30 protein-coding genes are annotated in these 26,763 nt (G+C 70.0%); 12 read left to right on the forward strand and 18 right to left on the reverse strand.

The features are described from left to right. Positions 1-2: 2 nt before the first annotated feature. On the forward strand, positions 3-980 hold the full coding sequence (locus tag MILUP08_RS29880) for a GNAT family N-acetyltransferase (RefSeq protein ID WP_007464874.1): 978 nt from the start codon (positions 3-5) through the stop codon (positions 978-980). Positions 981-1,113: 133 nt separating this feature from the next. Here the strand turns inward: MILUP08_RS29880 and MILUP08_RS29885 are convergent, their stop codons facing one another. The 3 genes from MILUP08_RS29885 to mshB form a co-directional block, all read right to left on the reverse strand. Next, the gene (locus tag MILUP08_RS29885) at positions 1,114-1,578 is read right to left on the reverse strand and encodes a hypothetical protein (RefSeq protein WP_007464876.1); all 465 of its coding nucleotides are present in this window, start codon (positions 1,576-1,578) and stop codon (positions 1,114-1,116) included. Between the two features lie 80 nt (positions 1,579-1,658). Continuing rightward, on the reverse strand, positions 1,659-2,096 hold the full coding sequence (locus MILUP08_RS29890; RefSeq protein ID WP_039908999.1) for a hypothetical protein: 438 nt from the start codon (positions 2,094-2,096) through the stop codon (positions 1,659-1,661). 17 nt (positions 2,097-2,113) lie between these two features. Further along, positions 2,114-3,040: an N-acetyl-1-D-myo-inositol-2-amino-2-deoxy-alpha-D-glucopyranoside deacetylase gene (mshB, locus tag MILUP08_RS29895; protein ID WP_051065842.1), complete on the reverse strand. Its 927-nt coding sequence runs from the start codon at positions 3,038-3,040 to the stop codon at positions 2,114-2,116. A gap of 86 nt (positions 3,041-3,126) precedes the next feature. Between mshB and MILUP08_RS29900 the strand changes: the two genes are divergently transcribed. Further along, positions 3,127-5,271, forward strand: a complete 2,145-nt coding sequence (locus tag MILUP08_RS29900; protein ID WP_007464882.1) for a S9 family peptidase — start codon at positions 3,127-3,129, stop codon at positions 5,269-5,271. A gap of 36 nt (positions 5,272-5,307) precedes the next feature. Further along, positions 5,308-6,279, forward strand: coding sequence for an alpha/beta fold hydrolase (locus tag MILUP08_RS29905; RefSeq protein WP_144057039.1), 972 nt, complete (start codon positions 5,308-5,310; stop codon positions 6,277-6,279). 23 nt (positions 6,280-6,302) lie between these two features. Here MILUP08_RS29905 and MILUP08_RS29910 read toward each other — a convergent pair whose 3' ends face one another. Continuing rightward, complete coding sequence (locus MILUP08_RS29910) at positions 6,303-6,689, reverse strand: nuclear transport factor 2 family protein (RefSeq protein WP_007464886.1); 387 nt, start codon at positions 6,687-6,689, stop codon at positions 6,303-6,305. 142 nt (positions 6,690-6,831) lie between these two features. On the opposite strand from MILUP08_RS29910, the gene MILUP08_RS29915 reads away from it, so the two are divergent. Beyond that, a complete protein-coding gene (locus tag MILUP08_RS29915; RefSeq protein ID WP_007464888.1) occupies positions 6,832-7,191 on the forward strand; it encodes a nitroreductase family deazaflavin-dependent oxidoreductase in 360 nt (119 codons plus the stop codon). Between the two features lie 66 nt (positions 7,192-7,257). Here the strand turns inward: MILUP08_RS29915 and MILUP08_RS29920 are convergent, their stop codons facing one another. From MILUP08_RS29920 to MILUP08_RS29965, 11 genes are all read right to left on the reverse strand, one after another. Continuing rightward, entirely contained in the window at positions 7,258-7,797 is a 540-nt protein-coding gene (locus MILUP08_RS29920; protein ID WP_007464890.1) for a P-loop nucleotide/nucleoside kinase family protein, read from the reverse strand. 256 nt (positions 7,798-8,053) lie between these two features. Beyond that, entirely contained in the window at positions 8,054-8,593 is a 540-nt protein-coding gene (locus tag MILUP08_RS29925) for a GNAT family N-acetyltransferase (RefSeq protein ID WP_007464892.1), read from the reverse strand. Between the two features lie 108 nt (positions 8,594-8,701). Then, positions 8,702-8,980 carry a helix-turn-helix domain-containing protein gene (locus MILUP08_RS36180; RefSeq protein WP_007464893.1) on the reverse strand — a complete coding sequence of 93 codons (279 nt, stop codon included), beginning with the start codon at positions 8,978-8,980 and terminating at the stop codon, positions 8,702-8,704. 99 nt (positions 8,981-9,079) lie between these two features. After that, complete coding sequence (locus MILUP08_RS29930) at positions 9,080-9,643, reverse strand: dihydrofolate reductase family protein (RefSeq protein WP_007464895.1); 564 nt, start codon at positions 9,641-9,643, stop codon at positions 9,080-9,082. Next, positions 9,631-10,137: an SRPBCC family protein gene (locus MILUP08_RS29935; RefSeq protein WP_007464897.1), complete on the reverse strand. Its 507-nt coding sequence runs from the start codon at positions 10,135-10,137 to the stop codon at positions 9,631-9,633. The genes MILUP08_RS29930 and MILUP08_RS29935 overlap by 13 nt, the downstream gene beginning before the upstream one ends. Continuing rightward, the gene (locus tag MILUP08_RS29940) at positions 10,134-10,508 is read right to left on the reverse strand and encodes an ArsR/SmtB family transcription factor (RefSeq protein ID WP_007464900.1); all 375 of its coding nucleotides are present in this window, start codon (positions 10,506-10,508) and stop codon (positions 10,134-10,136) included. Before MILUP08_RS29940 ends, MILUP08_RS29935 begins: the two co-directional genes overlap by 4 nt. Before the next feature lie 150 nt (positions 10,509-10,658). After that, the gene (locus MILUP08_RS29945; protein WP_007464902.1) at positions 10,659-12,401 is read right to left on the reverse strand and encodes an ABC transporter substrate-binding protein; all 1,743 of its coding nucleotides are present in this window, start codon (positions 12,399-12,401) and stop codon (positions 10,659-10,661) included. A 147-nt stretch (positions 12,402-12,548) separates the two neighbouring features. After that, a complete protein-coding gene (locus MILUP08_RS29950) occupies positions 12,549-13,535 on the reverse strand; it encodes an ABC transporter permease (RefSeq protein WP_007464904.1) in 987 nt (328 codons plus the stop codon). A 10-nt stretch (positions 13,536-13,545) separates the two neighbouring features. Beyond that, the gene (locus tag MILUP08_RS29955) at positions 13,546-14,553 is read right to left on the reverse strand and encodes an ABC transporter permease (protein WP_039906871.1); all 1,008 of its coding nucleotides are present in this window, start codon (positions 14,551-14,553) and stop codon (positions 13,546-13,548) included. After that, positions 14,550-15,614 (reverse strand): ABC transporter ATP-binding protein, encoded by a 1,065-nt coding sequence (locus tag MILUP08_RS29960; protein WP_007464908.1) that lies wholly within the window; start codon positions 15,612-15,614, stop codon positions 14,550-14,552. Before MILUP08_RS29960 ends, MILUP08_RS29955 begins: the two co-directional genes overlap by 4 nt. Then, complete coding sequence (locus MILUP08_RS29965) at positions 15,611-16,654, reverse strand: ABC transporter ATP-binding protein (protein WP_007464910.1); 1,044 nt, start codon at positions 16,652-16,654, stop codon at positions 15,611-15,613. The genes MILUP08_RS29960 and MILUP08_RS29965 overlap by 4 nt, the downstream gene beginning before the upstream one ends. A gap of 227 nt (positions 16,655-16,881) precedes the next feature. On the opposite strand from MILUP08_RS29965, the gene MILUP08_RS29970 reads away from it, so the two are divergent. The 6 genes from MILUP08_RS29970 (at position 16,882) to MILUP08_RS29995 (ending at position 24,351) form a co-directional block, all read left to right on the forward strand. After that, positions 16,882-17,430: a Uma2 family endonuclease gene (locus MILUP08_RS29970; protein WP_007464912.1), complete on the forward strand. Its 549-nt coding sequence runs from the start codon at positions 16,882-16,884 to the stop codon at positions 17,428-17,430. Positions 17,431-17,462: 32 nt separating this feature from the next. Continuing rightward, positions 17,463-18,899 carry a TldD/PmbA family protein gene (locus MILUP08_RS29975; RefSeq protein ID WP_007464914.1) on the forward strand — a complete coding sequence of 479 codons (1,437 nt, stop codon included), beginning with the start codon at positions 17,463-17,465 and terminating at the stop codon, positions 18,897-18,899. Beyond that, complete coding sequence (locus MILUP08_RS29980; RefSeq protein WP_007464916.1) at positions 18,896-20,293, forward strand: TldD/PmbA family protein; 1,398 nt, start codon at positions 18,896-18,898, stop codon at positions 20,291-20,293. Before MILUP08_RS29975 ends, MILUP08_RS29980 begins: the two co-directional genes overlap by 4 nt. 246 nt (positions 20,294-20,539) lie before the next feature. Continuing rightward, positions 20,540-21,346, forward strand: a complete 807-nt coding sequence (locus MILUP08_RS29985; protein WP_007464918.1) for a hypothetical protein — start codon at positions 20,540-20,542, stop codon at positions 21,344-21,346. A 12-nt stretch (positions 21,347-21,358) separates the two neighbouring features. Next, positions 21,359-23,287: a fumarate reductase/succinate dehydrogenase flavoprotein subunit gene (locus tag MILUP08_RS29990; RefSeq protein ID WP_007464921.1), complete on the forward strand. Its 1,929-nt coding sequence runs from the start codon at positions 21,359-21,361 to the stop codon at positions 23,285-23,287. Then, positions 23,284-24,351 (forward strand): succinate dehydrogenase/fumarate reductase iron-sulfur subunit, encoded by a 1,068-nt coding sequence (locus MILUP08_RS29995; RefSeq protein ID WP_007464922.1) that lies wholly within the window; start codon positions 23,284-23,286, stop codon positions 24,349-24,351. The genes MILUP08_RS29990 and MILUP08_RS29995 overlap by 4 nt, the downstream gene beginning before the upstream one ends. A 114-nt stretch (positions 24,352-24,465) precedes the next feature. Here MILUP08_RS29995 and MILUP08_RS30000 read toward each other — a convergent pair whose 3' ends face one another. After that, positions 24,466-24,909: a (deoxy)nucleoside triphosphate pyrophosphohydrolase gene (locus MILUP08_RS30000; protein WP_007464923.1), complete on the reverse strand. Its 444-nt coding sequence runs from the start codon at positions 24,907-24,909 to the stop codon at positions 24,466-24,468. Positions 24,910-25,092: 183 nt separating this feature from the next. On the opposite strand from MILUP08_RS30000, the gene MILUP08_RS30005 reads away from it, so the two are divergent. Together MILUP08_RS30005 and MILUP08_RS30010 are read left to right on the forward strand one after the other, a co-directional pair. Continuing rightward, on the forward strand, positions 25,093-25,401 hold the full coding sequence (locus tag MILUP08_RS30005; protein WP_007464924.1) for a 4a-hydroxytetrahydrobiopterin dehydratase: 309 nt from the start codon (positions 25,093-25,095) through the stop codon (positions 25,399-25,401). A gap of 121 nt (positions 25,402-25,522) precedes the next feature. Then, the gene (locus MILUP08_RS30010) at positions 25,523-25,846 is read left to right on the forward strand and encodes a hypothetical protein (RefSeq protein ID WP_007464925.1); all 324 of its coding nucleotides are present in this window, start codon (positions 25,523-25,525) and stop codon (positions 25,844-25,846) included. Between the two features lie 78 nt (positions 25,847-25,924). On the opposite strand, the gene MILUP08_RS30015 is transcribed toward MILUP08_RS30010, so the two are convergent. Together MILUP08_RS30015 and MILUP08_RS30020 are read right to left on the reverse strand one after the other, a co-directional pair. Continuing rightward, a complete protein-coding gene (locus MILUP08_RS30015; RefSeq protein WP_039906876.1) occupies positions 25,925-26,320 on the reverse strand; it encodes a VOC family protein in 396 nt (131 codons plus the stop codon). Positions 26,321-26,322: 2 nt separating this feature from the next. Then, positions 26,323-26,676: a DUF1801 domain-containing protein gene (locus tag MILUP08_RS30020; protein WP_007464927.1), complete on the reverse strand. Its 354-nt coding sequence runs from the start codon at positions 26,674-26,676 to the stop codon at positions 26,323-26,325. Positions 26,677-26,763: the final 87 nt, after the last annotated feature.

Consider the following 26,763-nt stretch of genomic DNA (forward strand, 5'->3'; position numbering starts at 1 on the left):
TCGTGCTCCGACAGCAGGATGTGGGACACCGGATCGTGGTCCGCCGGATTGTGGGGATTCGCGAAGGCCGCCCGCTGTTTTCCGATGCTCTCGGCGAGCTGGTGGAGTTGAGCGAGACTCATCTCACCCTCGCCACCGCCCAGGGCCCGCTGCGGGTTCCGGTGGCGCAGGTGCACCGGGCCAAGCGGGTGCCGCCGACCCGCCGCCCGACGGCCGCTGCGGTGGTGGCGCTCGAACGGGCCGCCGACGAGGCCTGGCCGGCGCCGATTCGCGGCCGGCTGGGTGACTGGCTGCTGCGCTCGGCCGAGGGCTGGACCGGCCGGGCCAACTCGGCACTGCCGATCGGCGATCCGGACCGACCGCTGCCCGCGGCGGTGGACGCGGTCGAGCGCTGGTACGCCGACCAGGGCCAACCCGCGATGATCAACACACCGCTGCCGCTCGCCGCGCCCGTCGGCGCCGAGCTGGACGACCGCGGCTGGGGCAGCCGCCCGCCGACACTCGTACAGATCGCACCGCTCCCCCTGGCGACGCCCGCCCCCGGCGTCCCGCGCGCCGGGGGCGGCGGGGCGGCCGCTGCGGTCATCGAGGTGGCGACCGCGCCGAGCGACGAGTGGCTGGCCGTCGCCGCCGGCCGCAAGGGCGGCCTGCCGGATGCCGCCCGCCACGTGCTCACCGCCGTGGACCAGGTCCGCTTCGCCCACGCGTACGTCGACGGCACGCTTGTGGCGATCGGGCGAGGCGCGGTGACCGGTCAGGGGCGTTGGTTGGGGCTCAGCCTGGTCGAGGTGCTGCCGCCGCTACGCCGGCAGGGGCTGGCCCGACGCGTGATCGACACGCTTGCCGAGTGGGGTGCCTCGGCCGGCGCGACACACGCGTTCCTGCAGGTGGAGCAGCACAACGCCGCAGCGGTGGCGCTCTACCGGACGCTCGGCTTCAGCACCCACCACACCTACCTGACGCGGGTGGCGCCGCACTGACCGGACGCTCCGCCGCAGGCCGGTGCGCGGTGATCTCGCGTTCCAGGAAATCGGGGCATCCGAGTCGCCCCGACACCGCGACTTCCTGGAAGCCGAGTCGATCACCGCCCCGCCAGACTGCGGCGCAGCCCGCTCAGCGGCGAACCACGCGGCGGGGCTTGGCGGCCTTGACCTCGGCGTACCGCTTGAGCTGCTGCGAGCGGTGGTCGAGGCCGAGGGCGGTCGCCACCAGGTACCCGATCATGGTCCCCAGGCCGGTGGCGAGCAGATAGAGCCAGATCTGGGCGAAGAACGTGCCCGCGCCGCCGGCGAACGGGTTGTGGCCGACCACCAGCGGCCCGACCAGCACGGTCAGGGCCAGGGCCGCCACCACCACGACCGCGATATCGCCCGCCCACTCGGCCAGCGGCCGCCGGCGTGCCCAGCGGAAGGCGACCACGGCCAGAGCCAACCCGATCACCACGAACATCACCAGCGACACCCGGTCGGCGGCAGCGTCGTCGCCGTCGAAACCGAACCGGATGATCAGCCGGGCGACCACGTTGACCGCGAACAGTCCTCCCGCGAGCACCCCGATGGTCCGCCACCGTCTGTCCATCGCACGACCTCCTGCCGTACGCCCCGTGCGCCGGGGCCACATCCCTGGCAGGAATATCTACCACCCGTACCTGTGTGGCGTCACCAACTGCGCAGCGTGGGCGGCGGGGCGAGGACCTGCCGGAAACCCATCACGGCGAACGTCATAGCTCCGGCCACGATCATCGCCAGGCCGACCCAGTTGTCGCCGGCCAGCAACAGGTCGCCCTCGGTGGTGCGGATGGCCGCCACCGCCATCAGGGCGAACCACGGCACCGCCGGCAGCGCCACCGCCCAGCGACGGCCGACCACCTCGTGCGCGAACCAGCTCAGCAGGATGTTGGCGCCGACGGCGAGCAGCGCCGAGACCCCGATGAGCTGCCCCCCGACCCGGAGGGTGGCGAGCAGCAGCTCCAGCACACCGCTCACGATCCCCGCCACGACCACGACGATCGCGCCGCTCACCCGCAGACCCAGGTCCAGCAGGCGCGGCGGTGGCCCCGCCTCGGGCGGGGTGTCCTGATCGTCGACGACCGACATCGGCGCGGCGGGGAGGGTCACCGGAGGCCGGCCGCTGCGACCGGGGACCGGTCCGCGGGGGCCTCTCCGGGCAGCCCGGCGAAGAGGTCGTCCTCCCAGCCGTACGGGCCGGCGCCCGGGCCCTTCGCGCCGACGGCGAGGGTGAAGAACTCCACGCCCATGAACTCGCCGCCGAAGTTGCCGGCGATCGAGTAGAGCCAGGACGTGGCCGGGATCTGGGTGGCGTGCGCCCGCATCGCGGCCTCCTTGGCCGTGTGCTGGTCGGTACCGTCGATCCGGGCGGCGATCTGCTCGTCCGGGGTGCCGAAGGGCAACTCGGCCAGATCCTGGATGCCGGCGAACGGGTTGTCCGACGATTCGGCGAAGTGCGCCATGCCGGCCTCCAGCACGCTGAGCGGCATGGCCGTCCAGTAGACCTTGAGCGGTGCGCAGCCCTCGGCCGCGGCCAACTCGACGGCACGCATGGCCACCCGGTGCGCCTGGATGTGGTCGGGGTGGCCGTAGAAGCCGTTCGGGTCGTACGTGATCAGCACCTGGGGGCGTACCTCTCGCATGATCTCCACCAGATGCCCGGCGGCCTCGTCGAGGTCGGCCTGCCAGAAGGCGCGGGGGTGGTCGTTCGTCGCGAGGCCCATCATTCCCGAGTCGCGGTAGCGGCCGGCGCCGCCGAGGAAACGGTGGTCGCTGACGCCGAGCGCGGCGCAGGCGGCGGCCAGCTCGGCAATCCGGTACCCACCGAGCTGGTCGGCCTCGGCGGCGGCGAGCTGCGCCAGCGCCGGAACGTGGATCTCGCCCTCCTCGCCGAGAGTGCAGGTCACAAGCGTGACGTGTGCGCCGGCGGCGGCGTAGTGGGCCATGGTCGAGCCGGTGCCGATCGACTCGTCGTCGGGGTGCGCGTGGACCAGCAGCAGGCGGCGGTCGGGCAACGTCGTCACGACGGCCACTCTAACCGGCGGTTCCCTCCGGGAGTCGTCGACGCGTCCGCCCAGGTCGGCCACATCACGCCCGGCGCGGCTCTACGATTTGGCCTGTGGACTTTCCGGAGCTGGCCGCCCGTACCCGCCGGTTCAGCCACGGCGCGCCGCGCGCCGTCTCCGTGGCCGAAGACGGCTCCCGGGTGATCTTCCTGCGCTCCGCGGGCCCGGAGGACCCGGCGGACGCGCTCTGGCTGCTGGACGTGGCGACCGGCGAGGAGCGCCTGGTGGCCGATCCGGCGACCCTGCTGGGCGCCGACGGTGACGTCCGGGTGCTCTCCCCCGGTGAGCGAGCGCTGCGTGAGCGGCTCCGGCTCACCGCCGCCGGCATCGGCTCGTACGCGCTTGACGCCGCGGGCCGGGTGGCGGTGTTCGCGCTGGCCGGTCGACTGTTCCGGGCCGATCTGGTGCACGGCGACGTGGTGGAGGTGGCCGCCATCGGTCCGGTGCTGGATCCTCGACCGGATCCGACCGGGGAACGCCTGGCCTACGTGACCGACGCGGCCGGTGGTGTGCGCCGGGGTGAGCTGCGGGTCATCGAGGCGGATGGCACGGACACCCTGCTGGCCGGCGAGGACGCCGGGGTGAGCTGGGGATTGGCCGAGCACATCGCGGCCGAGGAATTCGGCCGGTTCCGGGGTTACTGGTGGTCTCCGGACGGGCGCATGGTGCTCGCCGCCCGGGTGGACGAGTCTCGCCTGGAACGTTGGCACCTGCACGACCCCGCAGAGCCGGCCAGCCCTCCGACGGCTGTCGCGTACCCCCGGGCCGGCGGCCCGAACGCCGAGGTCAGCCTCCACCTGCTGGACCTGGACGACGGCTGGGTCGACGTGCACTGGGACCGGGAGACCTACCCGTACCTGACCGCGGTGAGCTGGGGCGAGGGCAGTCCGCTGATCACCGTGCTGCGCCGCTCGCAGCAGCACGGGCTGGTGCTCGCAGTGGACCCGCGGACCGGTGAGACGCAGGTGCACGCCGAGCTTGCCGACCCGCGCTGGGTGGAGCCGATCGCCGGCACCCCGGCGCACTTGCCGGACGGCCGGGTGCTTGTCGGCGGTGAACTGGCCCACGACGGGTACGACGCGCGGTGCCTGTTCGCCGACGGCACCCTGCTCACTCCCCCGTCGCTGTACGTGCGGCGGGTGGTGGGTCGACTGCCGGCCGTCAGCGGCCCGGCCGACCTGCTGGTGGAGGCCAGCGACGGGGAGCCGAGCGAGCGGCACCTGTTCCGGGTCCGTACGACGATCGGGGGCGGCGTGGACGCCCGGCGGCTCACCACCGACTCGGGCTGGCACACGGCGGCCGTCGGTGGGGACGTGCTGGTGGTCGGGACTGCCTCGCTGGATCACGCCGGGGTGCGGTGGACGGTGTCGCGGGGCGGCCAGGAGCTGGCCGAGTTGCGGTCGCTGGCCGCGACTCCGCCGTACTCTCCGCTGCCCCTGCTGGAGCGGGTGACCGACCGGCGGCTGCCGGCGGCGGTGCTCTACCCCGACAACCACGTGACGGGCCGGCGGCTACCGGTGCTGCTGGACATCTACGGCGGCCCGGGGCACCAGGAGGTGGTGGCGGCCCGGGCCGCGTGGTTGGAGCGGCAGTGGTGGGCCGACGCCGGGTTCGCGGTGGTCACCATCGACAACCGGGGTACGCCGGGAGTCGCGCCGTCGTTCGAGAAGGCGATCCACCGCCGGGTGGCCGACGTGATCCTGACCGACCAGATCGACGCGCTGACCGCGCTCGCCGGCAAGCACCCGGACCTGGACCTGGGTCGGGTGGCCGTGCGCGGCTGGTCGTTCGGTGGGTGGCTGGCCGGTCTGGCGGTGTTGCGCCATCCGGAGCTGTTCAAGTGCGGCATCGCCGGCGCCCCGGTGACCGACTGGGCGCTGTACGACACCGCGTACACCGAGCGTTATCTCGGCCTGCCGGAGGACGGCACGGACGTGTACGCGCACCACTCGCTCATCGAGTTGGCCGCGGAGCCGGTCATCGGCCCGGACCAGGCGCGCCCGCTGCTGCTGGTGCACGGCCTGGCCGACGACAACGTGGTGGCTGCGCACACGCTGCGACTCTCGGCGGCGCTGCTGAGCACGGGTCGTCCGCACGCCGTGCTGCCGCTGACGGGCGCCACGCACATGGCCGCGAACGGCACCGCCGAGCGCCTGCTCCCGCTGGAACTGGACTTTCTCCGTACGCATCTGCGCTGAGCGGCATTCGGCAGACCGGGCCCTTCGCCGCGTGCCATGCTGACGAAAGCGGGAGCCGGCTTTTCCTTGTGCCGAAAGGATTCCAGCATGGTGGGCATTGCGCAGAAACCGTCCGTCGCCGCCGTTCAGGAAGGCGAATTTCCGGTCACGCACTTTCGCACCGCGACCGTGAACGGGATCGACATCTTCTACCGCGAGGCGGGCCCGGCCGACGGTCCCGTCGTTCTGCTGCTGCACGGATTTCCCACGGCGTCCTCGCAGTTCCGCCACCTGATCCCCCTGCTCGCCGACCGGTACCGGGTGATCGCGCCGGACTTCCCGGGTTTCGGCCACAGCGCCAGCCCGGACCGGTCGACGTTCGACTACACCTTCGCCAATTTCGCCGACCTGATGGACGGCCTGCTCGGTCAACTCGGCGTGGATCGCTACGCGCTCTACTGCTTCGACTACGGGGCGCCGACCGGCTACCGGCTGGCCCTCAAGGGGCCCGAGCGGGTCAGCGCGCTCATCGTGCAGAACGGCAACGCGTACGAAGAGGGTCTGAGCGAGTTCTGGGATCCGATCAAGGCCTACTGGGCCGAGAAGACCGACGAGCACCGTCAGGCAATCGCGTTCATCCTCAACTCCGACACGGTCAAGCAGCAGTACACGGCGGGGGTGCAGGACCTCAGTCGGCTCGACCCCGACCGGTGGCTCCACGACGACACGCAGCTCGCTCGACCCGGCAACGCGGACATCCAGCTTGACCTGTTCTACGACTACGGCAGCAACGTCACGCTGTACCCGGAATTCCATGCCTTCTTCCGCGACCACCAGCCACCGACGTTGATCGTCTGGGGCCAGAACGACCCGGTCTTCCCCGCCGCCGGCGCCCACCCGTATCGGCGCGACCTGCCGTCGGCCGAGTTCCATCTGCTCGACACCGGCCACTTCCTGCTGGAGGACAAGCTCGACGTCGCCGCGCCGATGATCCACGATTTCCTGGACCGCTCCGTCGGCCGTTCCTGAATTTCAGGGACCGCTGCCCACGATCACCAACGTTCCACGAGGTGTTCCCGGCCCGGTGGTGGATCGTACGGTTCGGGCCAGTAGTCGATGATCTTGCTGATCAGCCCCTGCGCGGACATCTCAAGCCAGACGCACGCGTCCTGCTGCTCCACGCCGACGCGAACGTCGAGCAGCAGGGCAGCGAGGCGGCCGTCGGCGATCACCCGTCGCGGCCGCAGGTGCCAGTCGCCGGGATACTCCGTGTTGAACCGCAGGAACGCGTCCCTGCCGCGAACGCGCTCCCGAGTCTGCGGCATCTCGTAGACCACGTCATCGGTGAGCAGGGCGGCCAGTCCAGACCAGTCGCGGCGCTCTAGAAGATCGACATAGGCGTGGGCGGCGTGTCGGGCGGCATCGCTCTGGTCGGTCACGAGACGAGTATGAACGTGCCGACGGCATCCGGATCTGCTGCCAAACGGGCGTCAGTAGTGCGTCCGCCGTACCGGCTCCCGATCGGCGCGCATGCGCCGACGGCCTTGACCTGAAGCTCACTTGAGGCCGGAGCATGAGTGCATGACGGCGACGGACGAGACGCGGCAGGCGCTGGAGCGGCAGCGAACGATTGAGATCACCACGACCGGACGACGGAGCGGTCAGCCGAGGAGGACCGAGACGTGGCGCTATCGAGCCGGTGGCCGCTACTGGCTCACGGGAAGCCCTGGCTCCCGTGACTGGTACGCCAACGTGCTCGCTCATCCCGAGTTCACGCTGCATCTGGCCGACCAAGATTTTCAGGCACGGGCCCGTCCCGTAACCGATCCGGACGAGCGGGCACTCGTGTTCGGCGAGATCGTCCTCACTCTGGACTGGGCCGAGAGCCTGGAAAGCTGGATTGCCGGAAGCCCGCTGGTGGAAATCGAACTTCTCGGCTGACGTTCGGTCGACACGGCGTGTGATCATGCCGACGAGCGGTCCTGGCAGCGCTGCACGGAGCAGGCGTCAAAAGACCGACGGCGGCCAGCGGTGGGTGCGCCACTTGTCCCATGTCGCGAATCCGGCCGGTGGGTCGTCAATGGGTTCGGTGCCGTCCAGTTCGCCCGACGTGGGGATTTCGAAGCTGGCAGCCCACTCGGCGAGCTCCTCGTCGGACATGGGCCACGTCGTCTGTGGCGCTTCGGCCTGACGTCGATCGACTCGTTCGCGCTGCTCGGCGGGGGTGAGTTCGAAGTAGCGCATTTCCACCGTCGCGCCGACGTCCGCTGCCGCCTGCCGTAGCGCCGAGCGCTCGTCGCGACTCCAGAGGCCGAAGTCGATCACGACGCTGTTGCCGAGTTCGAGGGCGCGCAGCCCGATCTGAATGAGCCTGCCTTCGATCACGTCCGTAGCCGAGGACGGATTCTCGTGCCCGTGGAGAGCCTTCACCCACTCGTCCTTGGTGAGACGAAGGGCTTTCTCCTCGGTCTCGATGCGCCGAGCAGTAGTGGTCTTCCCTGTGCACGGGAGCCCCACAGTCAGGAACAGCGTTGGTTTCCTCATCATCACCCGCCTCCGGCCGAACGCCCCATCATCGCTGACATCCGCCCGGGCCGCAGGTGGCACAACGCTCGTGGCGTCGAAGGTCAGTGGGGGTGCGCTCCAAGGTCAGGAACCGTGAACGGAAGGGTCCCCTCCCGTCATGAGTAGCCCACCGGAAACCTCGCGATGCGCATCCGCGACGGGCTCATCATCGAGTCCCGGGACTACATCGACCACATCTCCAGCGCGCGAGCGCAACCCAGCCCTGATTCACGGCCGGCTAGGGCGTCCAGTCGCGCCGGAGCAGACCGTAGATCACCATGTCCGCGAAGCCGTCGCCGTCGTACTCGCGCTCCCGCTGGGTGCCCTCGTGCGTGAAGCCGCATGTCTCCGCGGTCCGCCGCATGGCCGTGTTGCTTGCCAGCGTCTCCAGCTCCAGACGGCGTAGATTGCGGTTGCGGAAGCCGTACCGGCAGAGTAGCTGGATCACTTCGGTCCCGTACCCCTGGCCACGCGCCTCCGGTAGCAGCGAGATGCCGAGGTGGGCGTACTGATTGAACGGGTTGACCCCCCACAGCGAGCCGCCACCGAGGAAAGTGCCGTCGGCCACCGTTTCGGCCAGCAGCGACACCGCGGTCTGGCCGTCGGGCGGCTCGGTGACCTGTTTCTCCAGGCGGGCCCGGACCTGGCCGACGTGGCGCGGCAGGAACGGCTCGCCGTCGGTGACCAGGTGCAACTCGGGATCACCGTAGAGGCGGAACATGTTCGGTGCGTCGTCGGGCGTGGGCGGGCGCAGTCGGACCCGGTCGGTGGCGAACATCCCGCGAAGCTAACAGCCGTTGCCGAGATCCACGACCGGGTTAGCACCGTCGCGCAGGGTCGCTACGGAAGGCGCCGAGCCCCAGCCGCACCGAGCGACCGACCACAGTCACCAACGCTCCACGACGCGTTCCCGGCCCCGCGCCGATCGTACGGCTCGGGCCAGTCCAGCTCGCCAAGCCCAGGCCGCGATGCCCACCCGGTTGTTGAGCGCCAGCTTCGCCTGGATGTTCGCGATGTGGGTCTTGGCGACAGAGTGGCCTGGTTCTTCGGGCATCCGCTTGGCGTCAGCCGGGAATTTCTCACGATGATGCAGGACACCAACGGCATGCTCGGGATCGGTCTGGGCTGCGCCATAGCCTCGGTGTTGGGTGGCGTGCTCACGCACGCCTCCTGGAGTGGACTTCCTCCGGGTTCAGCCCGCGAAGGTCAATCCCAGCGCGCTGTCCAGGATGGCGCCGACAATCTTGATCAAGATGGTCAACGCCTAATGAGGCAGAACGCGGTAGCGGAGGTGTACGACGCCGTTGTGGAATCGGCGCTCATCAAGGAGTTCGAGGGCCGCGCGGATGCCGGTCGGCAGCCCTGGCTTTCCGCCGCCGACGACGACGGGCAGGACCATCAGCTGGCACTCGTCGACAAGCCCGGCCTTGAAGGCCTGCGCCGCGAGATTGGCACCTCCCACGGTGAGGTCGCTGCCGGCCGTGGCCTTCAGCTCGCGTACCGCGGCGGGGTCGAATTGGCGTTCGATTCGGGTGTCGGCAGTTGACACCGCAGCGAGGGTCGTGGAATAGACGATTTTGCTCGCCGCCTGCCAGGCGTTCGCGAAGTCGGCGGTGAGGTCGGACTGCGCGGCCAGAGCGGAGTCGGTCTCCCAGACGGCCATCGCCTCGTAGAGGCGCCGCCCGTAGAGAAGCGTGCCCGCGGACCGCAGGAGGTCGGTGTGGAACGCGAACACCTCGTCGCCGATGGGGAACCAGTCGAACGCGCCGCGCTCGTCCTCGATGTAGCCGTCGAGCGATACGTTGTTCACGTAGATCAGCTTCGCCATGCCTCTGCCTTTCGGTGATCAGCCGCAACGGCCTGCACATTCGTCAGCGTGGCGTCCAACTTGGTGAACGCTTGGCGCCACCCCTCCGCGCTGGGGTGCGCCAGATGGTCGGGCAGCCACTGGCGGATCTCCAGTCGCGTCCGTCCGTCGGCCTCGTCGTGGAACTCGATCCGGAGTCTCGTCTCGAACGGCTCGAGGCCCTCCGGCAGCCGGCCACCGACGTGCATGACGCCGTCGAGTAGTTCGCCGTCGGCGACGTCGGTGAGGTCGACGTGGATCCGCACGCGAACAACGGGGTCTGAGGCGTTGACCTCCGTCCACCGCTGGAAGCCGCCGGGGCGCACGTCGAACTCGATCTCGTCGCGCGGCAGCGAGTTGCCGATCGGGCCCCACCACGCCGCCAGGTGGTCGGGGTCGGTGAAGGCCCGGTAGACGAGCTGTCGCGGCGCGTCGAACACACGCGAGACGACGAGCTGCGGAGTTTCTGTGTTCATTCGGGGTCCCTGGGGTCGTCGGCCGTCCGGTCCGTTGCCCGATCGGCGGCCTGCACCGCGGCGAGGTGGGCGTCGAGGCGGGTGAGCGACGCGTCCCAGAGCCGCCGGTAGCGCTCGATCCAGTCGGCCGCCTCGCGCAACGGGGCGGATTCGAGGTGACTCGCGCGCCACTTGCCCGACCGTGACCGCGAGATGAGCGCTGCACGCTCGAGCACTTTGAGGTGCCGTGACACCGCCGGCATCGAGATCGACAGAGGAGCGGTGAGCTCGGTGACCGTGGCGTCGCGGTCGGCCAGCTCGGCGATGATCGCCCGTCGAGTCGGGTCGGACAGCGCCGAGAAAACCGCGCTGAGCTGATCGGTGCCAGCCACCGCAAGCTCCCTTCATTTAACCAACCAGTTAAGCGTATTGAGACACGAGCGATGTTGTCAACGAACCCGGCCGGCTCGGTCCCACGGAAACAGAAGGGCCCCCTCCCGACGACGCTGTCGGGAGGGGGCACTTCTGGCCTGCGGCGCGACCTACGACGTGACGTACGCGTTGACGAACGACGGGTAGCCGAAGACGCTGGAGATGAAGACCCCACCCGCCTTGGACCCGTGCACGTGGTAGGCCACGTCGACGAAGAGCGGCACCACCGGCGCGTGCTCCTTCATGATCCGCTCGTCGAGCTTGGCCCACTCCGGGCCCTGGTCGGCGGCGGGCATGGCCTGGATGCGGTCCATCTCGGCGTTGATCGTCGGGTCGTTGAAGTAGGACTGGTTGCTGTTGCCCTCGGGCTTGATGGTCCGGCCGTCGTAGAGCACCGGCAGGATCGACGCCCCGCTCGGCCAGTCCGCCGCCCAGTTACCGATGTAGAGGTCCCAGGGGTTGTCCTTCTTCTTGACCTCGTCGAGCTTGGCGTCGTCCGAGATGTTCCGCAGCGTGATCTTGAAGCCGGCCCGCTCCAGGTTGGCCTTGAGCTGTGCGCCCTGCTGCTGCTCGGTCGAGTTGTCGGCGACACCGAGGACCAGCTCCGGCGTCTTGCCGCCGAGCAACTCCTTGGCCTTGTCGACGTTGCCGTTGGCACCCGCCGGGTACGCGTCGTACGCCTTGTAGCCGATGGTGGCCGGCGGCATCAGCGTGGTCATCGGCGCCGCGACGGTCTGCCCGCCCATCGCCTTGATCAGGCCCTCGCGGTCGATGGCGTAGTTGAGCGCCTGCCGCACCTTCAGGTCGGTGACCCGCTGGTTGTTGATGACGAGCTGGTTGGCGCTCGGGGTCGGCGAGAGGATGGTGCGGGACTTGAGGGCGGCGTCACTGGCCACCTTCGCGACAAGCGAGGCGGGCACGCTGTTGAAGGCGAGCGCGCTCTGGTCGGCGCCGTTGTCGGCGATCACCCGGTTGCTGGCGGCGTCCGCGGTCGGGCCGAAGCTCCACACGAACTGGTCGGGGTACTGGTGCCGGACCGGGTCGGTCTTCGGGTCCCAGTTGGGGTTGCGGTCCAGGGTGAGCTGCACACCGACCTGGTTCTTGGCGACCTTGTACGGCCCGGACGAGAACGGCTGCTTGTCCAGGTCGACGCCGGTGTCCTTGTCGGCGGGCAGCGGCGCGGTGGTCGGCAGCGAGACCGCGAACGGCAGGTCACAGCGCGGCTTGGCGAACTCGAAGCGCAGCGTCTTGGCGTCCGGCGTGGTGAGGCCGGGCGGCAGCGACGTCTTGTTCTTCTTGAAGTCCCACTTGGTGTCGAACTGCGGGGTGTCGGCCAGCCACTCCTGGATGTAGGTCGGGCCGCCGGCGATGTCGGGGTCGAAGGAGCGAGCGATGCCGTACGCGATCTCCTTGGAGGTGATCGGTCGGCCGTCCTCGAACTTCACCCCGTCCTTGACGGTGAATTCCCAGACCTTGCAGTCGTTGTTGACGTTCTTGCCCGGCGTCTCGGCGAGGTCGCCCACGAGGACCAGGCCGCCCTTGCCGTCGTCCTTCCAGGTGGTCAGGTAGCGGGCGAAGAGCGGGTTGGTCATCAGGCCCGCGAACGAGTACGTCCGCTGCGGGTCCAGGTGGGAGATCGGCGACTCCCGGATGATGGTGAAGGTGCCGCCCTTCGCGGCGCCGCTCACCTCGGCCGCCGGCCCCTGTGAGTCCTTCGGGTCGGTCGCGATGACCCCGGTCTGCTGCCGTTCGCTGTCGACAGTGGTGCCCTCGCCCGTGTTCTTCGAGCACGCACCCAATGTCACCGCCAGAGCGATCGCGCCGCCTGCGGCAGCCGCCACGCGTAGTCGCATGAAGTACCCCCTTCACCCATGTGCCGTGCGGTTTCGCCGGGGCGAGAACCGCCGACGTCCCGAGGATCGTAAGGAAGAAAACCTACGAGTTGTGTAACAGTTGTCGATAAATTTCGCCACCGTTCGGCGCGGTGGACGCCCGAGCGCTCAGCGCAGCCGGACCCGCGGGTCGATGGCCGCGTAGAGCAGGTCCACCAGGGCGTTCGCCAGCACCACGAAGACGGCCGCGATCAGCACGGTGGCCATGATGGTGGGTAGGTCGCCGGCCTTCACCGCGTCCACCGCCGTACGCCCCAGCCCCTGGATGCCGAACGTCGTCTCGGTGATCACCGTGCCGCCCAGCGCCCCGCCCACGTCCAGGCCGGCGATGGTCACCACCGGGGTGATCGCCGCGCGCAGCGCGTGCCGCCCGTACACCGCGGGTTTGGCCAGGCCCTTCGCCCGCGCCGTCCGGACGAAGTCCTCGGACAGCGTCTCCAGCATCTGCGCCCGTGACAGCCGGGCGTAGATGGCCGAGAACAGGAAGGCAAGCGCCACCCAGGCGAGCACCAGCCCGCTGGCCCACTTCGCCGGATTGTCGAACAGCGACGTGTAGCTGGGCACCGGCAGCAGCCGCAGGTTGTAGACGAACACCAGCAGCAGCACCGCGCCCACGAAGTAGAGCTGCAACGACGCGCCGGTCAGCGAGAAACCGATGGCCAGGCGGTCCAGCCAGGTGCCCCGGCGCAGCGCCGACACCATGCCCAACCCCACGCCGAGCAGCAGCCAGAGGATCGCCGCCGGGATCACGATGCTCAGCGTCACCGGCAGCACCCGGGCGATGGTGTCCGAGACGGCCTCGTTGGTGACGTACGACCAGCCCAGGCAGGGCGCGTCACACCTGCCGCCCTGCGCGCTGCCCAGGTCCCGGCCGGTGACGATGCCCTTCATGTAACCGGCGTACTGGCTGATCAGCGGGTCGTTCAGGCCCAGGTCGTCACGGACCCGCTCCAGGCGCTCCGGGTTGCAGTTCTTCGAGCAGATGCTGGTGACCGGGTCGCGCGGCAGGGCGAAGAACATCAGGAAGGTCAACACGCTCACCGCGAACAGGGTCAGCGTCGCGGAGAACAGCCGCTTGATCAGAAACCGTGACATGAGGCCACCCCTACCGGGACGACTTCGGGTCGAGCGCGTCCCGCAACGCGTCGCCGAAGAGGTTGAAAGCGAACACCAACGCGAAGATCGTGATGCCCGGGAAGAAGACGTACGCCGGGTCGGTCTGGAGGAAGTCCAGACTGTCGTAGATCATCCGGCCGAAGCTCGGCGTCTCGTCGCTGAGGCCGACACCGATGAACGACAGCGCGGCCTCGCTGGTGATGAACTGCGGCACCGCAAGCGAGAACGAGACCAGGATCGGCGCCCAGATGTTCGGCAGCAGTTGCCGGAAGATGATGTGCCCCAACCCGGCGCCGCTGGCCTTGGCCGCCTCCACGAACTCCCGCTCGCGGAGCGCGATCACCTGCCCGCGCACCAGCCGTGCCGTGCTGGTCCAGCCGAAGATCGCGAACACACCGATCAGCACGCCCACCCCGAAGGCTGACGACACCTGCCCCCGCTCACCGTAGAAGCGCAGGGTGATGGTGGGAGTGAGCGCCAGCGCGATGATCAGGAACGGCATGGCCAGCGTCAGGTCGGTGATCCAGTTGATCACCGCGTCGAGCCAGCCACCGAGGTAGCCGGCGAGCGCGCCGAGCGCGATGCCGATGGTGGCGGTGATCAGCGCGGCGGCGAACGCGATGAACAGCGACGTCCGCAGCCCGTAGATCAACCGGATGAAGATGTCCCGACCCAGGTTCGGCTCCAGGCCGAACCAGTGGTCCCCGGTGACACCCCCGGCGTAGCCCAGCGGCATGCCGAAGCCGTCCAACAGTTTCTGGAACTGCTCGCGCGGCCCGATCCCGTAGGCCATCTCGATCAGCGGGGCGGACAACCCCAACAGCAGAAAGAACACCAGGAGTACGCCGCTGACCACTGCCGTCCGGTCGCGACGCAGCCGCAGCCAGGCGAGCTGACCGGGCGAACGGCCGACGACACCCTTCGCCGCGGGCGCGATCGCGTCCGGATCGGACTCGATCTCGGCCAGCGCCACACCCTCCACCGGGGACAGGCTCACGACGACACCTCCTCGATGATCGGAGCAGCCGACCCCGCGACCTCCGGACTCGTGCTGGCTGCTTCCCCTTCCGGGCTCGTGCTGGCCGATTCCCTTTCCGGGAAGTGACAAGCGGTGGCCTGGTTGCCGCCGTCGCGCGGGACCAGCGCGGGCTCCTCGGTGGCGCAGATGTCCTCCGCCTTCCAGCACCGGGTGCGGAACCGGCAGCCCGACGGCGGGTCCAGCGGGGTGGGCACGTCGCCGGTCAGCCGGATCCGGCCCGCCGGGCCGAGCTGCGTGACGTCCGGGATCGCCGAGAGCAGAGCCCGGGTGTACGGATGCTGCGGGCGCTCGTAGATGTCGGCCCGGTCGCCGATCTCCACGATCCGCCCCAGGTACATGACCGCGACCCGCTGGCAGAAGTGCCGGACCACCGCCAGGTCGTGCGCGATGAACACGAACGCCAGGCCCAGCTCCCGTTGCAGGTCGCGCAGCAGGTTGACGACCTGCGCCTGGATCGAGACGTCCAGGGCGGACACCGGCTCGTCCGCGACGATCAGCTTCGGCCGCAGGGCCAGCGCGCGGGCGATGCCGATGCGCTGACGCTGGCCGCCGGAGAACTCGTGCGGATACCTGTTGTAGTGCTCCGGGTTCAGCCCGACCAGCTCCAGCAGCTCCTGCACCCGCGCCCTGATCCCGCCCGGCGGTTTGATCCCGTTGACCTGCAACGGCATCGCCACGATCCGACCCACCGTGTGCCGGGGGTTCAACGACGCGTACGGGTCCTGGAAGATGATCTGGAGTTCCTGCCGCAGCGGGCGCAGCTCCCGTCGCCCGGCGTGGGTGATGTCCCGCCCGTCGAACTCGATGCTGCCGCTTGTCGGTTGCAACAGCCGCACCAGCATCCGGCCGGTGGTCGTCTTGCCGCAGCCGGACTCCCCCACCAGGCCGAGAGTCTCGCCGGGGCGCACGTCGAAGTCGAGGCCGTCGACCGCCCGCACCAGGCCGGCGCCGCGCAGCCCCTGGCGGACCGGGAAGTGCTTGGTCAGCCCGCGTACGCGCAGCAGTGGTTCGTCGCTCATCGGGCCACCCCCACGGATGCCACGTTCTCGGCGTAGATCGCGGCGCGTTCCTCGGCGCTCAGGTGGCAGGCCACCAGGTGGCCGTCGGCCCCGGCCGCGCGCAGCTCGGGGACCTCGGTGCGGGACCGGTCGCCGACGCGGTCGTCGTAGCGGCAGCGCGGGTGGAAGGCGCAGCCGGTCGGCAGGTTGATCAGGCTGGGCGGGTTGCCGGGAATGGGCACCAGGTCCGCGTCCGCGTCGCCGTGCAACGACGGCACGCTGGAGAGCAACCCCCAGGTGTACGGATGCTGCGGCGAGCGGAGCACCTGCTCGACACCGCCCTGCTCGACGGCCCGCCCGCCGTACATCACCAGCACCTCGTCGGCGACCTGGCCGACGACGCCGAGATCGTGGGTGATCAGGATGATCGCGGAGTGGAACTCGGCCTGGAGGTCGGCGAGCAGGTCCAGGATCTGCGCCTGCACGGTGACGTCCAGCGCGGTGGTCGGCTCGTCGGCGATCAGCAGCGCGGGGTCGTTGACCAGCGACATCGCGATCATCGCCCGTTGCCGCATCCCGCCGGAGAACTCGTGCGGATACTGGTCGAAGCGGCGGGCCGGCTGCGGGATGCCGACCCGGTCCAGCATGTCCACCGCCCGCTGGCGGGCCTCGCGCCGACTGGCCTCCGGGTGGTGCACCCGGTACGCCTCGGCGATCTGCCGGCCGATGCTGTAGTACGGGTGCAGCGCGGACAGCGGGTCCTGGAAGATCATGGCCATGTCCCGGCCGCGCAGCCGGCGTACCTCCTCGTCGGGCAGGCCCACCAACTGCCGGCCACCGACCGAGATCTCCCCGGTGATCGTGGCCCGCTTCGCGTCGTGCAGCCCGAGGATGGCAAGTGAGGTGACGCTCTTGCCGGAGCCGGACTCGCCGACGATCCCGAGGGTGCGGCCCCGCTCGACGGCGAACGACACCCCGTCGACCGCGCGCACCACCCCGTCCGAGGTGTCGAACCGGACCCGCAGGTCGCGCACCCGCAGGTAGGCATCCGAACTGTCCACGGCCGCCTCCCTCAGTGACGAAGAGAACTTACATCAAACTTCCGAGGGTGAAAATAAGCTACAAAGCCGGCACGTGTCAGCGGGCCCGAGCGTAACGAGTCGGCATCGGCCCTGAACACCCCTCACCTCGCCATCCACGCCCATTCATCTCGTGATCGCACGTCGGGTGCGACGATGATGGCAGCAGCGCCCGGGAGGATTCCCGCTGGCACGAGGTGGAGGTGACGATGACCGCGGCGGTGTTCAACCACGAAGGCCCCTGGAGTGAAGAGGAGTACCTCGCCCTCGGCGAGACGCAGCAACGCGTGGAACTCTTCGACGGGAGCCTCCACGTGACCCCAGCCCTCACCCCCCGACACCAACGCATTTCCCGCAGGCTCGGCAACATCCTCGAGACAGCCTCCGAGGCCGCCGGCCTTGAACTCCTGGAGGCGGTGAACGTCCGGCTCGGGCCCGGTCGCATACCGATCCCCGATCTCGTCCTCACCAACCCGATCGATCTCGACGAGCTCACCATCGAGGCGACCGACGTTCAGCTGGTCTGCGAAATCATTTCGCCGAGCAACGCGTCCACGGACAAGGTGCTCAAGATGCACTATTACGCGGCTGCCGGCATCGGGTGGTACCTACTGGTGGAGCAGGAAACCGGCACGCTGCGCCTCTACCGGCGTCAAAACGGCCACTACGTCGAGGCAGCGGACGCAAAGCGCGGCGAGGTGTTGGAGTTGACCGAGCCGGTGCGGGCCACGATCCGGCCGGAGGAACTCGTCCCCTGACGGGTGTCGGTCGGCTGGCCTAGGGTCGGTCCATGACCGAGTTCGACGCGGCAGCCGCCGCCGTCCAGGCCGCCCTCGACGCGGGAGCGCGGTACGCCGACGCGCGGGTGATGCACCGCCGCTACGAGTCGATGACCGCGCGCAACGGCGACGTGGAAGAGCTGACCCAGGACGAGAGCATCGGGCTGGGCGTCCGGGCGCTCGTCGGTGCGAGTTGGGGCTTCCACGCCGTACCCGATCTGTCGGACGCCGCCGCCCGCGACGCCGGCCGGCGCGCGACCCGGACGGCCATGGCGAGCGCCCGGGTGCCGGGCCCTCCGGTCGACCTGGTGGCGGTCGAGGCGGTCGCGGCGAGCTGGGCCTCCGGCTGCCAGATCGACCCGCTCGGGGTTCCCCTGTCGGACAAGGGCGACCTGCTGGTCGGCGCGACCCGCACGATGGCCGAGCACGGCGCCGATCTGGCCGAGGGCCTCTACCAGATCTGGGACACCGCGAAGTGGTTCGTGTCCAGCGAGGGCCACCGCATCGACCAGCGGATCCGCGAGTGCGGCGGGGGCATCTCGGCCACCTCGATCGGTGACGGCGAGACGCAGCGGCGGTCCTGGCCGAGCTATCGGGGGCAGTACGGCACCACCGGCTGGGAGCTGGTCGAGTCACTGGACCTGGCCGCGCACGCCGCGCAGATCGCCGAGGAGTCCCGCGCCCTGCTCACCGCGCCGCCCTGCCCGGCCGGCGAGACGGATCTGATCCTCGGCGGTGAACAGCTCGCCCTGCAGATCCACGAGTCGGTCGGGCACGCCATCGAGCTGGACCGGATCCTCGGCTGGGAGGCCGCGTTCGCCGGCACGTCCTGGCTGGACCTGGCCCAGCTCGGTTCGCTGCGCTACGGCTCCGAGCTGATGAACATCACGATCGACCCGACGATCCCGGGGGCGCTGGGCAGCTTCGGCTTCGACGACGAGGGCTCCCCCGCGGTCAAGCGGGACGCGGTGCGCGACGGTCGCTGGGTGGGCGTGCTCGCCGGCCGGGACTCGGCCGCGATGGCCGGCCTGGACTACGGCGGCAGCGTACGGGCCGACGGATGGGCCCGGCTGCCGATGGTCCGGATGACGAACGTGGGCCTGGAACCCGGCCCGCACACGTTGGAGGAGATCATCGCGGCCACCGACGACGGCGTCCTGATGGATCTCAACCGGTCCTGGTCGATCGACGACAAGCGGCTCAACTTCCAGTTCGGCTGCGAGGTCGGCTGGGAGATCAAGAAGGGACGGCGTGGGCGGATGCTGCGCAATCCCACGTACACCGGGATCGGCCCGCTCTTCTGGCGCTCGATGGACATGCTGTCCGGCGAGACGGTGCCCTGGGGGACGCCCAACTGCGGGAAGGGCCAGCCGGGCCAGATCGGGCACACCGGCCATCCGGCCGCGCCGGCCCGCTTCCGCAACGTCCGGGTGGGGGTGTCGGCATGAGCGAGTTGGAGCTGGCCGGGCAGGTCATCGAGCTGGTCCGGCGTCTCGGCGGGCCGGCCGCGCAGGCCGAGACGGTGGTGACCCGGGCGGACCTGGCCCTGACCCGGTTCGCTAACTCGGCCATCCACCAGAACGTCGCCGAGTCCACCGTCGGCGTCCGGTTGCGGGTGCACGTCGACGGGCGGACCGCCGCCGGCAGCGGCAGTGTGGTCACCACCGAAGGGTTGCGCGCGCTTGTCGAGCGCACCCTCGCGGCGGCGCGGCTCTGCCCGCCCGACCCGGGCTGGCCGGGGCTGGCCCCGCCGACGCCCGCACCGGCCGCCCCACCCGTCGACGAGGCCACCGCCTTTGCCGAGCCGGACCAGCGGGCCGACCGGGTCGGGGCGTTCGTGGCAGCCGCCGGGGGCCTCACCACCGCGGGATACTGCCGTACCGCGCACCGCTCGTCGGCGTTCGCCAATTCGGCCGGGCACACCGCGTACGGCCGCTCGGCGGAGGCGGCGATGGACGGCATCGCGCGGCGCGACGGCGCGGACGGGGTGGCCCGACGCTGCGTCGACCGGCTGTCCGACCTCGACGGTGCCGAGTTGGGCGCGCACGCCGCCGCGAAGGCGCAGGCGGCAGCCGACCCGGTCGAGTTGCCGCCGGGTCGCTACGAGGTGGTGTTCGAGCCGGCCGCGGTGGCGGACCTGTTGCAGAACCTCTCCTGGTTCGGCTTCAACGGCAAGCGGTACGCGGAGCGGCAGTCGTTCGCCGAGCCGGGCGCGGCCCAGTTCGACCGACAGGTGACCCTGGTGGACGATCCCCTTGGCGCGTCGGGTCTGCCGTTCGACGCCGAGGGCACCGGCCGGCGGGCGGTGACCCTGGTCGAGGCGGGCATCACGCGGGCGGTCGCGCACGACCGGCGGACCGCCGCCGAGGCGGGTGCGGAGTCCACCGGGCACGCGATCGCGGGCGGCGCCACCTGGGGCCCGATGGCCCGTAACCTGCGGCTCTCTCCCGCGGTGGCGGGGCCGGCCAGCGCGGTGGGCCGGAGCACCACGGGCGCGGCGGCCGGCGCCGTGGTCGACACGGACACCGCGGCGCTTGTCGCCGGGGTACGACGGGGGCTGCTGGTCACCGACCTGTGGTACACGCGGGTGCTCGACCCGAAGAGCCTGGTCGTCACCGGGTTGACCCGCAACGGAGTGTGGCTGATCGAGGACGGCACGGTCGTCCGGGCGGTCCGCGACCTGCGGTTCACCGAGTCGTACCCCCGGGCGCTCGGGCCGGGCGCGGTGCTCGGGCTGGGCTCGCGGGCGGTGCGTCAACCGGACCGGGTGGACGGCGCCTGGTGGGCGGCGCCGTCGGTGCGGCTCGCGTCCTGGCACTTCACCGGCGGCGCCTCCGGCTGACGATCTCGACGACGCGCGGCAAACCGGCGCGTCGAGGGGCTTTTCCGCAGGCCAGACACACGGGACACTCCCTTGCGGGGACGGCCCGCAGAGATCGGCGTAACGTGTGTCACTTAGCTGCGTCGGTCGATCCGGCGTGGTCGTTGGTGTGCGCATGACGTGGCAGCGGGTGCGGGTTCGCCGGTCCGCGTGCCGACCGGAGAGAGACCAGCCCGCCCGTACGGGCCCGTCGAGGAGACGACTCGAATGACTTCAACGGCAACGAGGCCGCGGGGAGCGCGGGCGCGCGCCGCCATCGCGGCGAAGACGTTGCGTACCGACCGCTGGTGGTTCGCCCCGCTGATCACCGTGATCGGGCTCAGCGCCTGGGTGGCGTACGCGACGGTCCGGGTCTTCATGCACAAGTGGTACTGGGTGGACCAGTTCCACTACCTGACCCCGTTCTACTCCCCGTGCGTGACGGACCGGTGTGTCGAGCAGGCCTCGCACTTCGGCCGGTTCCTGCCCGGCTGGTGGATCATCCCGGACGCCGCGCTGACCCTGCCGTTCCTGCTGCTGTTCCGGCTCACCTGCTACTACTACCGCAAGGCGTACTACCGGTCGTTCTGGCTGTCGCCGCCGGCGTGCGCCGTCCCGGACGGCCACAAGGAGTACGGCGGTGAGACCCGCTTCCCGCTGCTCGGCCAGAACCTGCACCGGTACTTCTTCTACGCCGCCGCGATCATCTCGCTGATCAACACGTGGGACGCGGTTCTCGCCTTCCACTCGCCGAAGGGTTTCGGCTTCGGACTGGGCAACCTCGTCCTGCTGCTCAACGTGGTGATGCTCTGGGCGTACACCATCTCGTGCCACTCCTGCCGGCACATCATCGGCGGGCGGCTCAAGCACTTCTCCAAGCACCCGGTGCGCTACCGGGCCTGGACCTTCGTCTCGGCGTTGAACGTCCGGCACATGCAGCTCGCCTGGATCACCCTCGGCACCCTTGCGCTCACCGACTTCTACGTCATGGCGCTCGCGGCCGGCTGGTTCAACGACCTGCGGTTCATCAACTAAAGGGCCCCTGACATGACCACTACCACTCGCATCGAACGACACCACTACGACGTCGTCGTCATCGGGGCCGGCGGTGCCGGCCTGCGCGCGGCCATCGAGGCCCGGCTCGCCGGCAAGAAGACCGCGATCATCTCCAAGTCGCTGTTCGGCAAGGCGCACACGGTGATGGCCGAGGGCGGCGCGGCCGCCGCGATGGGCAACGTGAACAGCCGGGACAACTGGCAGGTGCACTTCCGCGACACCATGCGCGGCGGCAAGTTCCTCAACAACTTCCGGATGGCCGAGCTGCACGCGAAGGAGTCGCCGCAGCGGATCTGGGAGCTGGAGACGTACGGCGCGCTCTTCGACCGTACGAAGGACGGCAAGATCTCCCAGCGCAACTTCGGCGGGCACGAGTACCCGCGGCTGGCGCACGTGGGCGACCGGACCGGCCTGGAGCTGATCCGCACCCTCCAGCAGAAGATCGTCTCGCTCCAGCAGGAGGACAAGCGCGAGTTCGGCTCGTACGACGCCCGGATCCGGGTGTTCTCCGAGACGACGATCACCGAGCTGCTGCTCGACGGCGACCGGGTCGCGGGCGCCTTCGGCTACTACCGCGAGTCCGGCGAGTTCATCCTCTTCGAGGCCCCGTCCGTGGTGCTGGCCACCGGCGGCGTCGGGCGCTCCTACAAGGTCACGTCGAACTCCTGGGAGTACACCGGGGACGGGCACGCGTTGGCGCTGCGCGCCGGGGCGACGCTGATCAACATGGAGTTCCTCCAGTTCCACCCGACCGGCATGGTCTGGCCGCCCTCGGTGAAGGGCATCCTGGTCACCGAGTCGGTTCGTGGCGACGGCGGCGTGCTCAAGAACTCCGAGGGCAAGCGGTTCATGTTCGACTACGTCCCCGACGTCTTCCGCAAGCAGTACGCGGAGACGGAGGAGGAGGCGGACCGCTGGTACACCGACCCGGACAACAACAGGCGTCCACCGGAGCTGCTGCCCCGCGACGAGGTGGCCCGCGCGATCAACAGTGAGGTCAAGGCCGGCCGGGGCTCCCCCGCCGGCGGCGTCTTCCTGGACATCGCGAGCCGCCGTTCGGCCGAGGAGATCCGCCGCCGGCTGCCCTCGATGTACCACCAGTTCAAGGAGCTGGCCGACGTCGACATCACGGCCGAGCCGATGGAGGTCGGGCCGACCTGTCACTACGTGATGGGCGGCGTCGAGGTGGATCCGGATTCCGGTGCCGCCTTCGGCCACGTCCGCGGGCTGTTCGCCGCCGGTGAGGTCTCCGGCGGTATGCACGGCTCCAACCGGCTGGGCGGCAACTCCCTGTCCGACCTGCTGGTCTTCGGCAAGCGGGCGGGCGGGCACGCGGCCAGCTACGCCGACGGGCTGACCGCCCGGCCGAAGGTGGCAGTGGACGCGGTCGAGGCCGCCGTGGAGACCGCCCTGGCTCCGCTGCAACGGGACACCGGCGAGAGCCCGTACACCCTCCAGCAGGACCTCCAGGTGGTCATGGGGGACCTGGTGGGGATCATCCGACGCGAGGGTGAGCTGGCCGACGCGCTGGTGCGCCTGGCCGAGCTGCGCGAGCGGGTCGCCAAGGTGAGCGCCGCCGGCGGTCGGCGCTACAACCCGGGTTGGCACCTGGCCCTGGACCTGCGCAACATGCTCGTGGTCTCGGAGTGCACCGCGAAGGCGGCGCTGGAGCGGCAGGAGTCGCGCGGCGGGCACACCCGGGAGGACTACCCGGCGATGGAACCGAAGTGGCGGCAGGTCAACCTGGTCTGCTCGCTGGACGGCGACAGCGTACGGCTGACCCGCAAGCCGCTGCCGAAGATGCGGCCGGAGCTGATCAGCCTCTTCGACCGGGCCGAGCTGGCCAAGTACCTCACCGACGAGGAGCTCGCCGACTTCGACGCTTCCGTCGCCGACGCTGGAGAGGCGGACAACCGATGAGCGCGAAGCGTCAGTTCCGGATCTGGCGGGGCGACGAGACCGGCGGCGACCTGCAGGACTACATGGTCGAGGTGAACGAGGGCGAGGTCGTCCTCGACGTCATCCACCGCCTGCAGGCCACCGACGCGCCCGACCTGGCGTGCCGGTGGAACTGCAAGGCCGGCAAGTGCGGCTCCTGCTCGATGGAGATCAACGGCAAGCCGCGGCTGGGCTGCATGACCCGGATGTCGACCTTCGGTGACGAGGAGACCGTCACGGTCACGCCGCTGCGGACGTTCCCGGTCATCCGGGACCTGGTCACCGACGTCTCGTTCAACTACGAGAAGGCGCGGGAGACGCCGGCGTTCGCCCCTCCGGCGGACGTCGCCCCGGGCGACTACCGGATGCAGCAGGTGGACGTCGAGCGCTCGCAGGAGTTCCGCAAGTGCATCGAGTGCTTCCTGTGCCAGAACGTCTGCCACGTGATCCGCGACCACGAGGAGAACAAGCAGGCGTTCTCCGGCCCGCGGTACTTCATCCGGGCGGCCGAGCTGGACATGCACCCGCTGGACGCCCGGACCGACCGCAAGGAGTACGCGCAGGCCGAACAGGGCCTCGGTTTCTGCAACATCACCAAGTGCTGCACCGAGGTCTGCCCCGAGCACATCAAGATCACCGACAACGGGATCATCCCCATGAAGGAACGCGTCGTCGACCGCAGGTACGATCCCCTTGTGTGGCTTGGTAGCAAGATCTTCCGTCGGGGCGAGACGCCCCAGACCAGCGTGACCACCGCCCGTCAGGGCTCGGCGAGCCTGCCGGGCACGAGCCGGGGCGGGGTGCACTCGCACGCGGGTGGCTCGCACGACCCGCAGGCCGAGGCGCAGGCGCAGAGCGGCGTCAACTGGCACCGGGAGGTGCCCCACCCGACCGCGCCGGCGGTCGACGACAGGGGCCGGCTGCCGCTGACCGAGCTCACCTTCGACCGGGCCGCCGCGCCGTCGCCGTTCGGCGACGACGTGACCTTCCCGATGCCTCCGGAGCACCTCAACTTCGCGCACCCGGACCAGGACGACAAGCACTGACAACCTGAACGATGACGGGGGCCGTGGCTGACGCCACGGCCCCCGCCTGCATTCCCGCGTTGATCATGAAGTTATTGCCCTGCCGACCGGCGTGTCGCGGCAATAACTTCATGATCAACGGGTTCGGAGGAGGTGCGGGCGGAGGGCCGCCACTATCGGGGCGTCGGCGGGGAGCCAGGTGACCTCGTCCAGTTCGTCGGCGGCCAGCCAGCGCAGCGCCTGGTGCTCCAGCGCCTGCGGCTCGTCGTCGTGCAGGAGGCGGGCCGCGTACACCTTGAGCACCGAGCGGCCGTGGGCCATCCGGACGTTGCGGCCGACCCGGTCGCCGATCTCCACGCGTACGGCCAGCTCCTCGGCGCACTCCCGGATCAGCGCCTCGGTCTCCCCCTCCCCCGGCTCGACCTTTCCGCCGGGGAACTCCCACATGCCGGCCACCTCTGGCGGGGCGGAGCGCGCGCACGCGAGCACCCGTCCGTCCCGGATGATCGCCGCTCCCACGATCACCTTCAGGTCCCGTCGTTCGGCCTGCCCGCCACCATTAGCCCGTTCGGTCTGCACGGGCGTCCAGGGTGCCAGATCAATCGGCGGTTTGGGTACCGACGCCGTCCGCTAGGCCAATAGAACACGGAAGTGTGGGCGTGGACACCTCTATCGAGCGACGACAGACTAGAAGGCACCGACAAGACACGGGATGGCGACGATTTGGCCACAAGCCGGCAACGGCGCTTGGGGGGTGCGGTGATGCGCGTGCTGTTCAACAGCCGAGCCAAGCACGACTACCTGTCCGACGCGTTGACCTTGCTAACCGGTTGGACGCGGGAAGGTGAACAGATCCGGCGGACGCTGGTGATCGACGATACCCAACACGCGGCGCTTACTGAACGGGTCAAGGTCGTCGCCGACGCTCTGCACCTGCGTCCCGAGATCAGCCGCCGGTCCGACAGCACCCAGATCCGGGTCGGGCACGGCAACGACGAGCCGCTGACCGAGGGCGAGGTCCTGCTGGCCGCCCGCATCGAGGACGCGTACCGCGCGGTCACCGAGTCCTAAGTGCTCGCAGTTCCTGTGAAGCCTGAGGTTTTCCTGAAAGGCGCTGGGGTACCAGTTCGGCATGAGAGTTGACAAAGCTCTCGGAACGGATCAAACCTCACAAAGTGCCTTAGGAGCTGACGTGACCACTCCCACGCAGAACCGCGCAACCGACCACGTCGAGCACGCCGGTCAGCACGACGTCCGCCGCGTCAACCGCCGCGGCGACGAGACGAAGCCGTCCTGGAAGACCAGCGAGCTGGCGATCTACGTGCTCGCCGTCATTGGTGTGCTGATCGCCTCGAACGCTGTGGGCGACGGTGCCGCGAACGACGGCGGCGACTACTTCGCCGCCGACAAGGCCTGGTGGTTCATCACCCTGCTCACCGTCGGCTACCTGGTGAGCCGGGGTCTGGCCAAGGCCGGCAGCCGCAGCACGGACCACGACCCGCGCAGCGACAGTTGACGTACCGCCGCGGCCCCGCGCCTGCCCACTGTCGATGGGGAGACGCGGGGCTTCCGCATGTCGCCGGGCAACTCGGGCTCACCGGTCGGCTACGGCGTCCTGCGGGTAGCAGCGCAGCTCCACCGAGTTGCCGTCCGGGTCCTCAACGTAGGTCGACGTCGCCGACCCGCGAGCGCCGAACCGGCTGACCGGGCCTGTCAGCACCGTGAAGGCGCCCGACTCGACCACCTGGGCCCAGTCCAGTGGTGCCACCACCAGGCAGAAGTGGTCGACGTTCGTGCCCTGCCGCTCACCCTCGACGAGGTCGATGATGCTCTCGGGGCTGATCCGCACGGACGGGAACGGGACAGCGCCGGCCCGCCACTCGTCGACCCGTACGGGCGCGAGCCCGAGCTGGCCGCAGTAGAAGTCCAGGGCCCGCTCCACGTCGGCCACGGTCAGCACCAAGTGGTCGAAGCCTGTCACCCGCACCATGCTCACGCCTCCTCCAGCGCGGCCGCCGCGCGCAGCCAACCGGCGAACAGGGCCGGGTCGATCTCGTCGAGCCTGTGCAGCCGCACCGCCGCCATCATCCGCGCCCCGGGGGCCAGCCGCCCGGACGGGTCGGCGATCTCCTGGCCCCGCCACAGCCCGAAGGTGACGTAGGAGCCGTACGCCTTGACCAGGCACACCGGTCGCTGACCGGGCCGGTCGCCGAGGCTCCAGACCGGGTGGCCGTGCCACAGCGCCCCGGTCGCGCGCGGCAGGGCGTCCGCGATGACGGGCGTCAGCTTCTCGGCGATCTCGCGCAGCGGACCGGCGAGGCCGGCCAGGTAGTCGTCGATGGTCATGTCGCAGCCTTTCGGTCGATCGTTTCCGTGCCGACCTCACGATCCGCTCAGCGGGCCCGCTGACCAAGACCTGTTGCCGCTACGATC

It is taken from the genome of Micromonospora lupini str. Lupac 08, from assembly GCF_000297395.2.
GTDB lineage: Bacteria > Actinomycetota > Actinomycetes > Mycobacteriales > Micromonosporaceae > Micromonospora > Micromonospora lupini.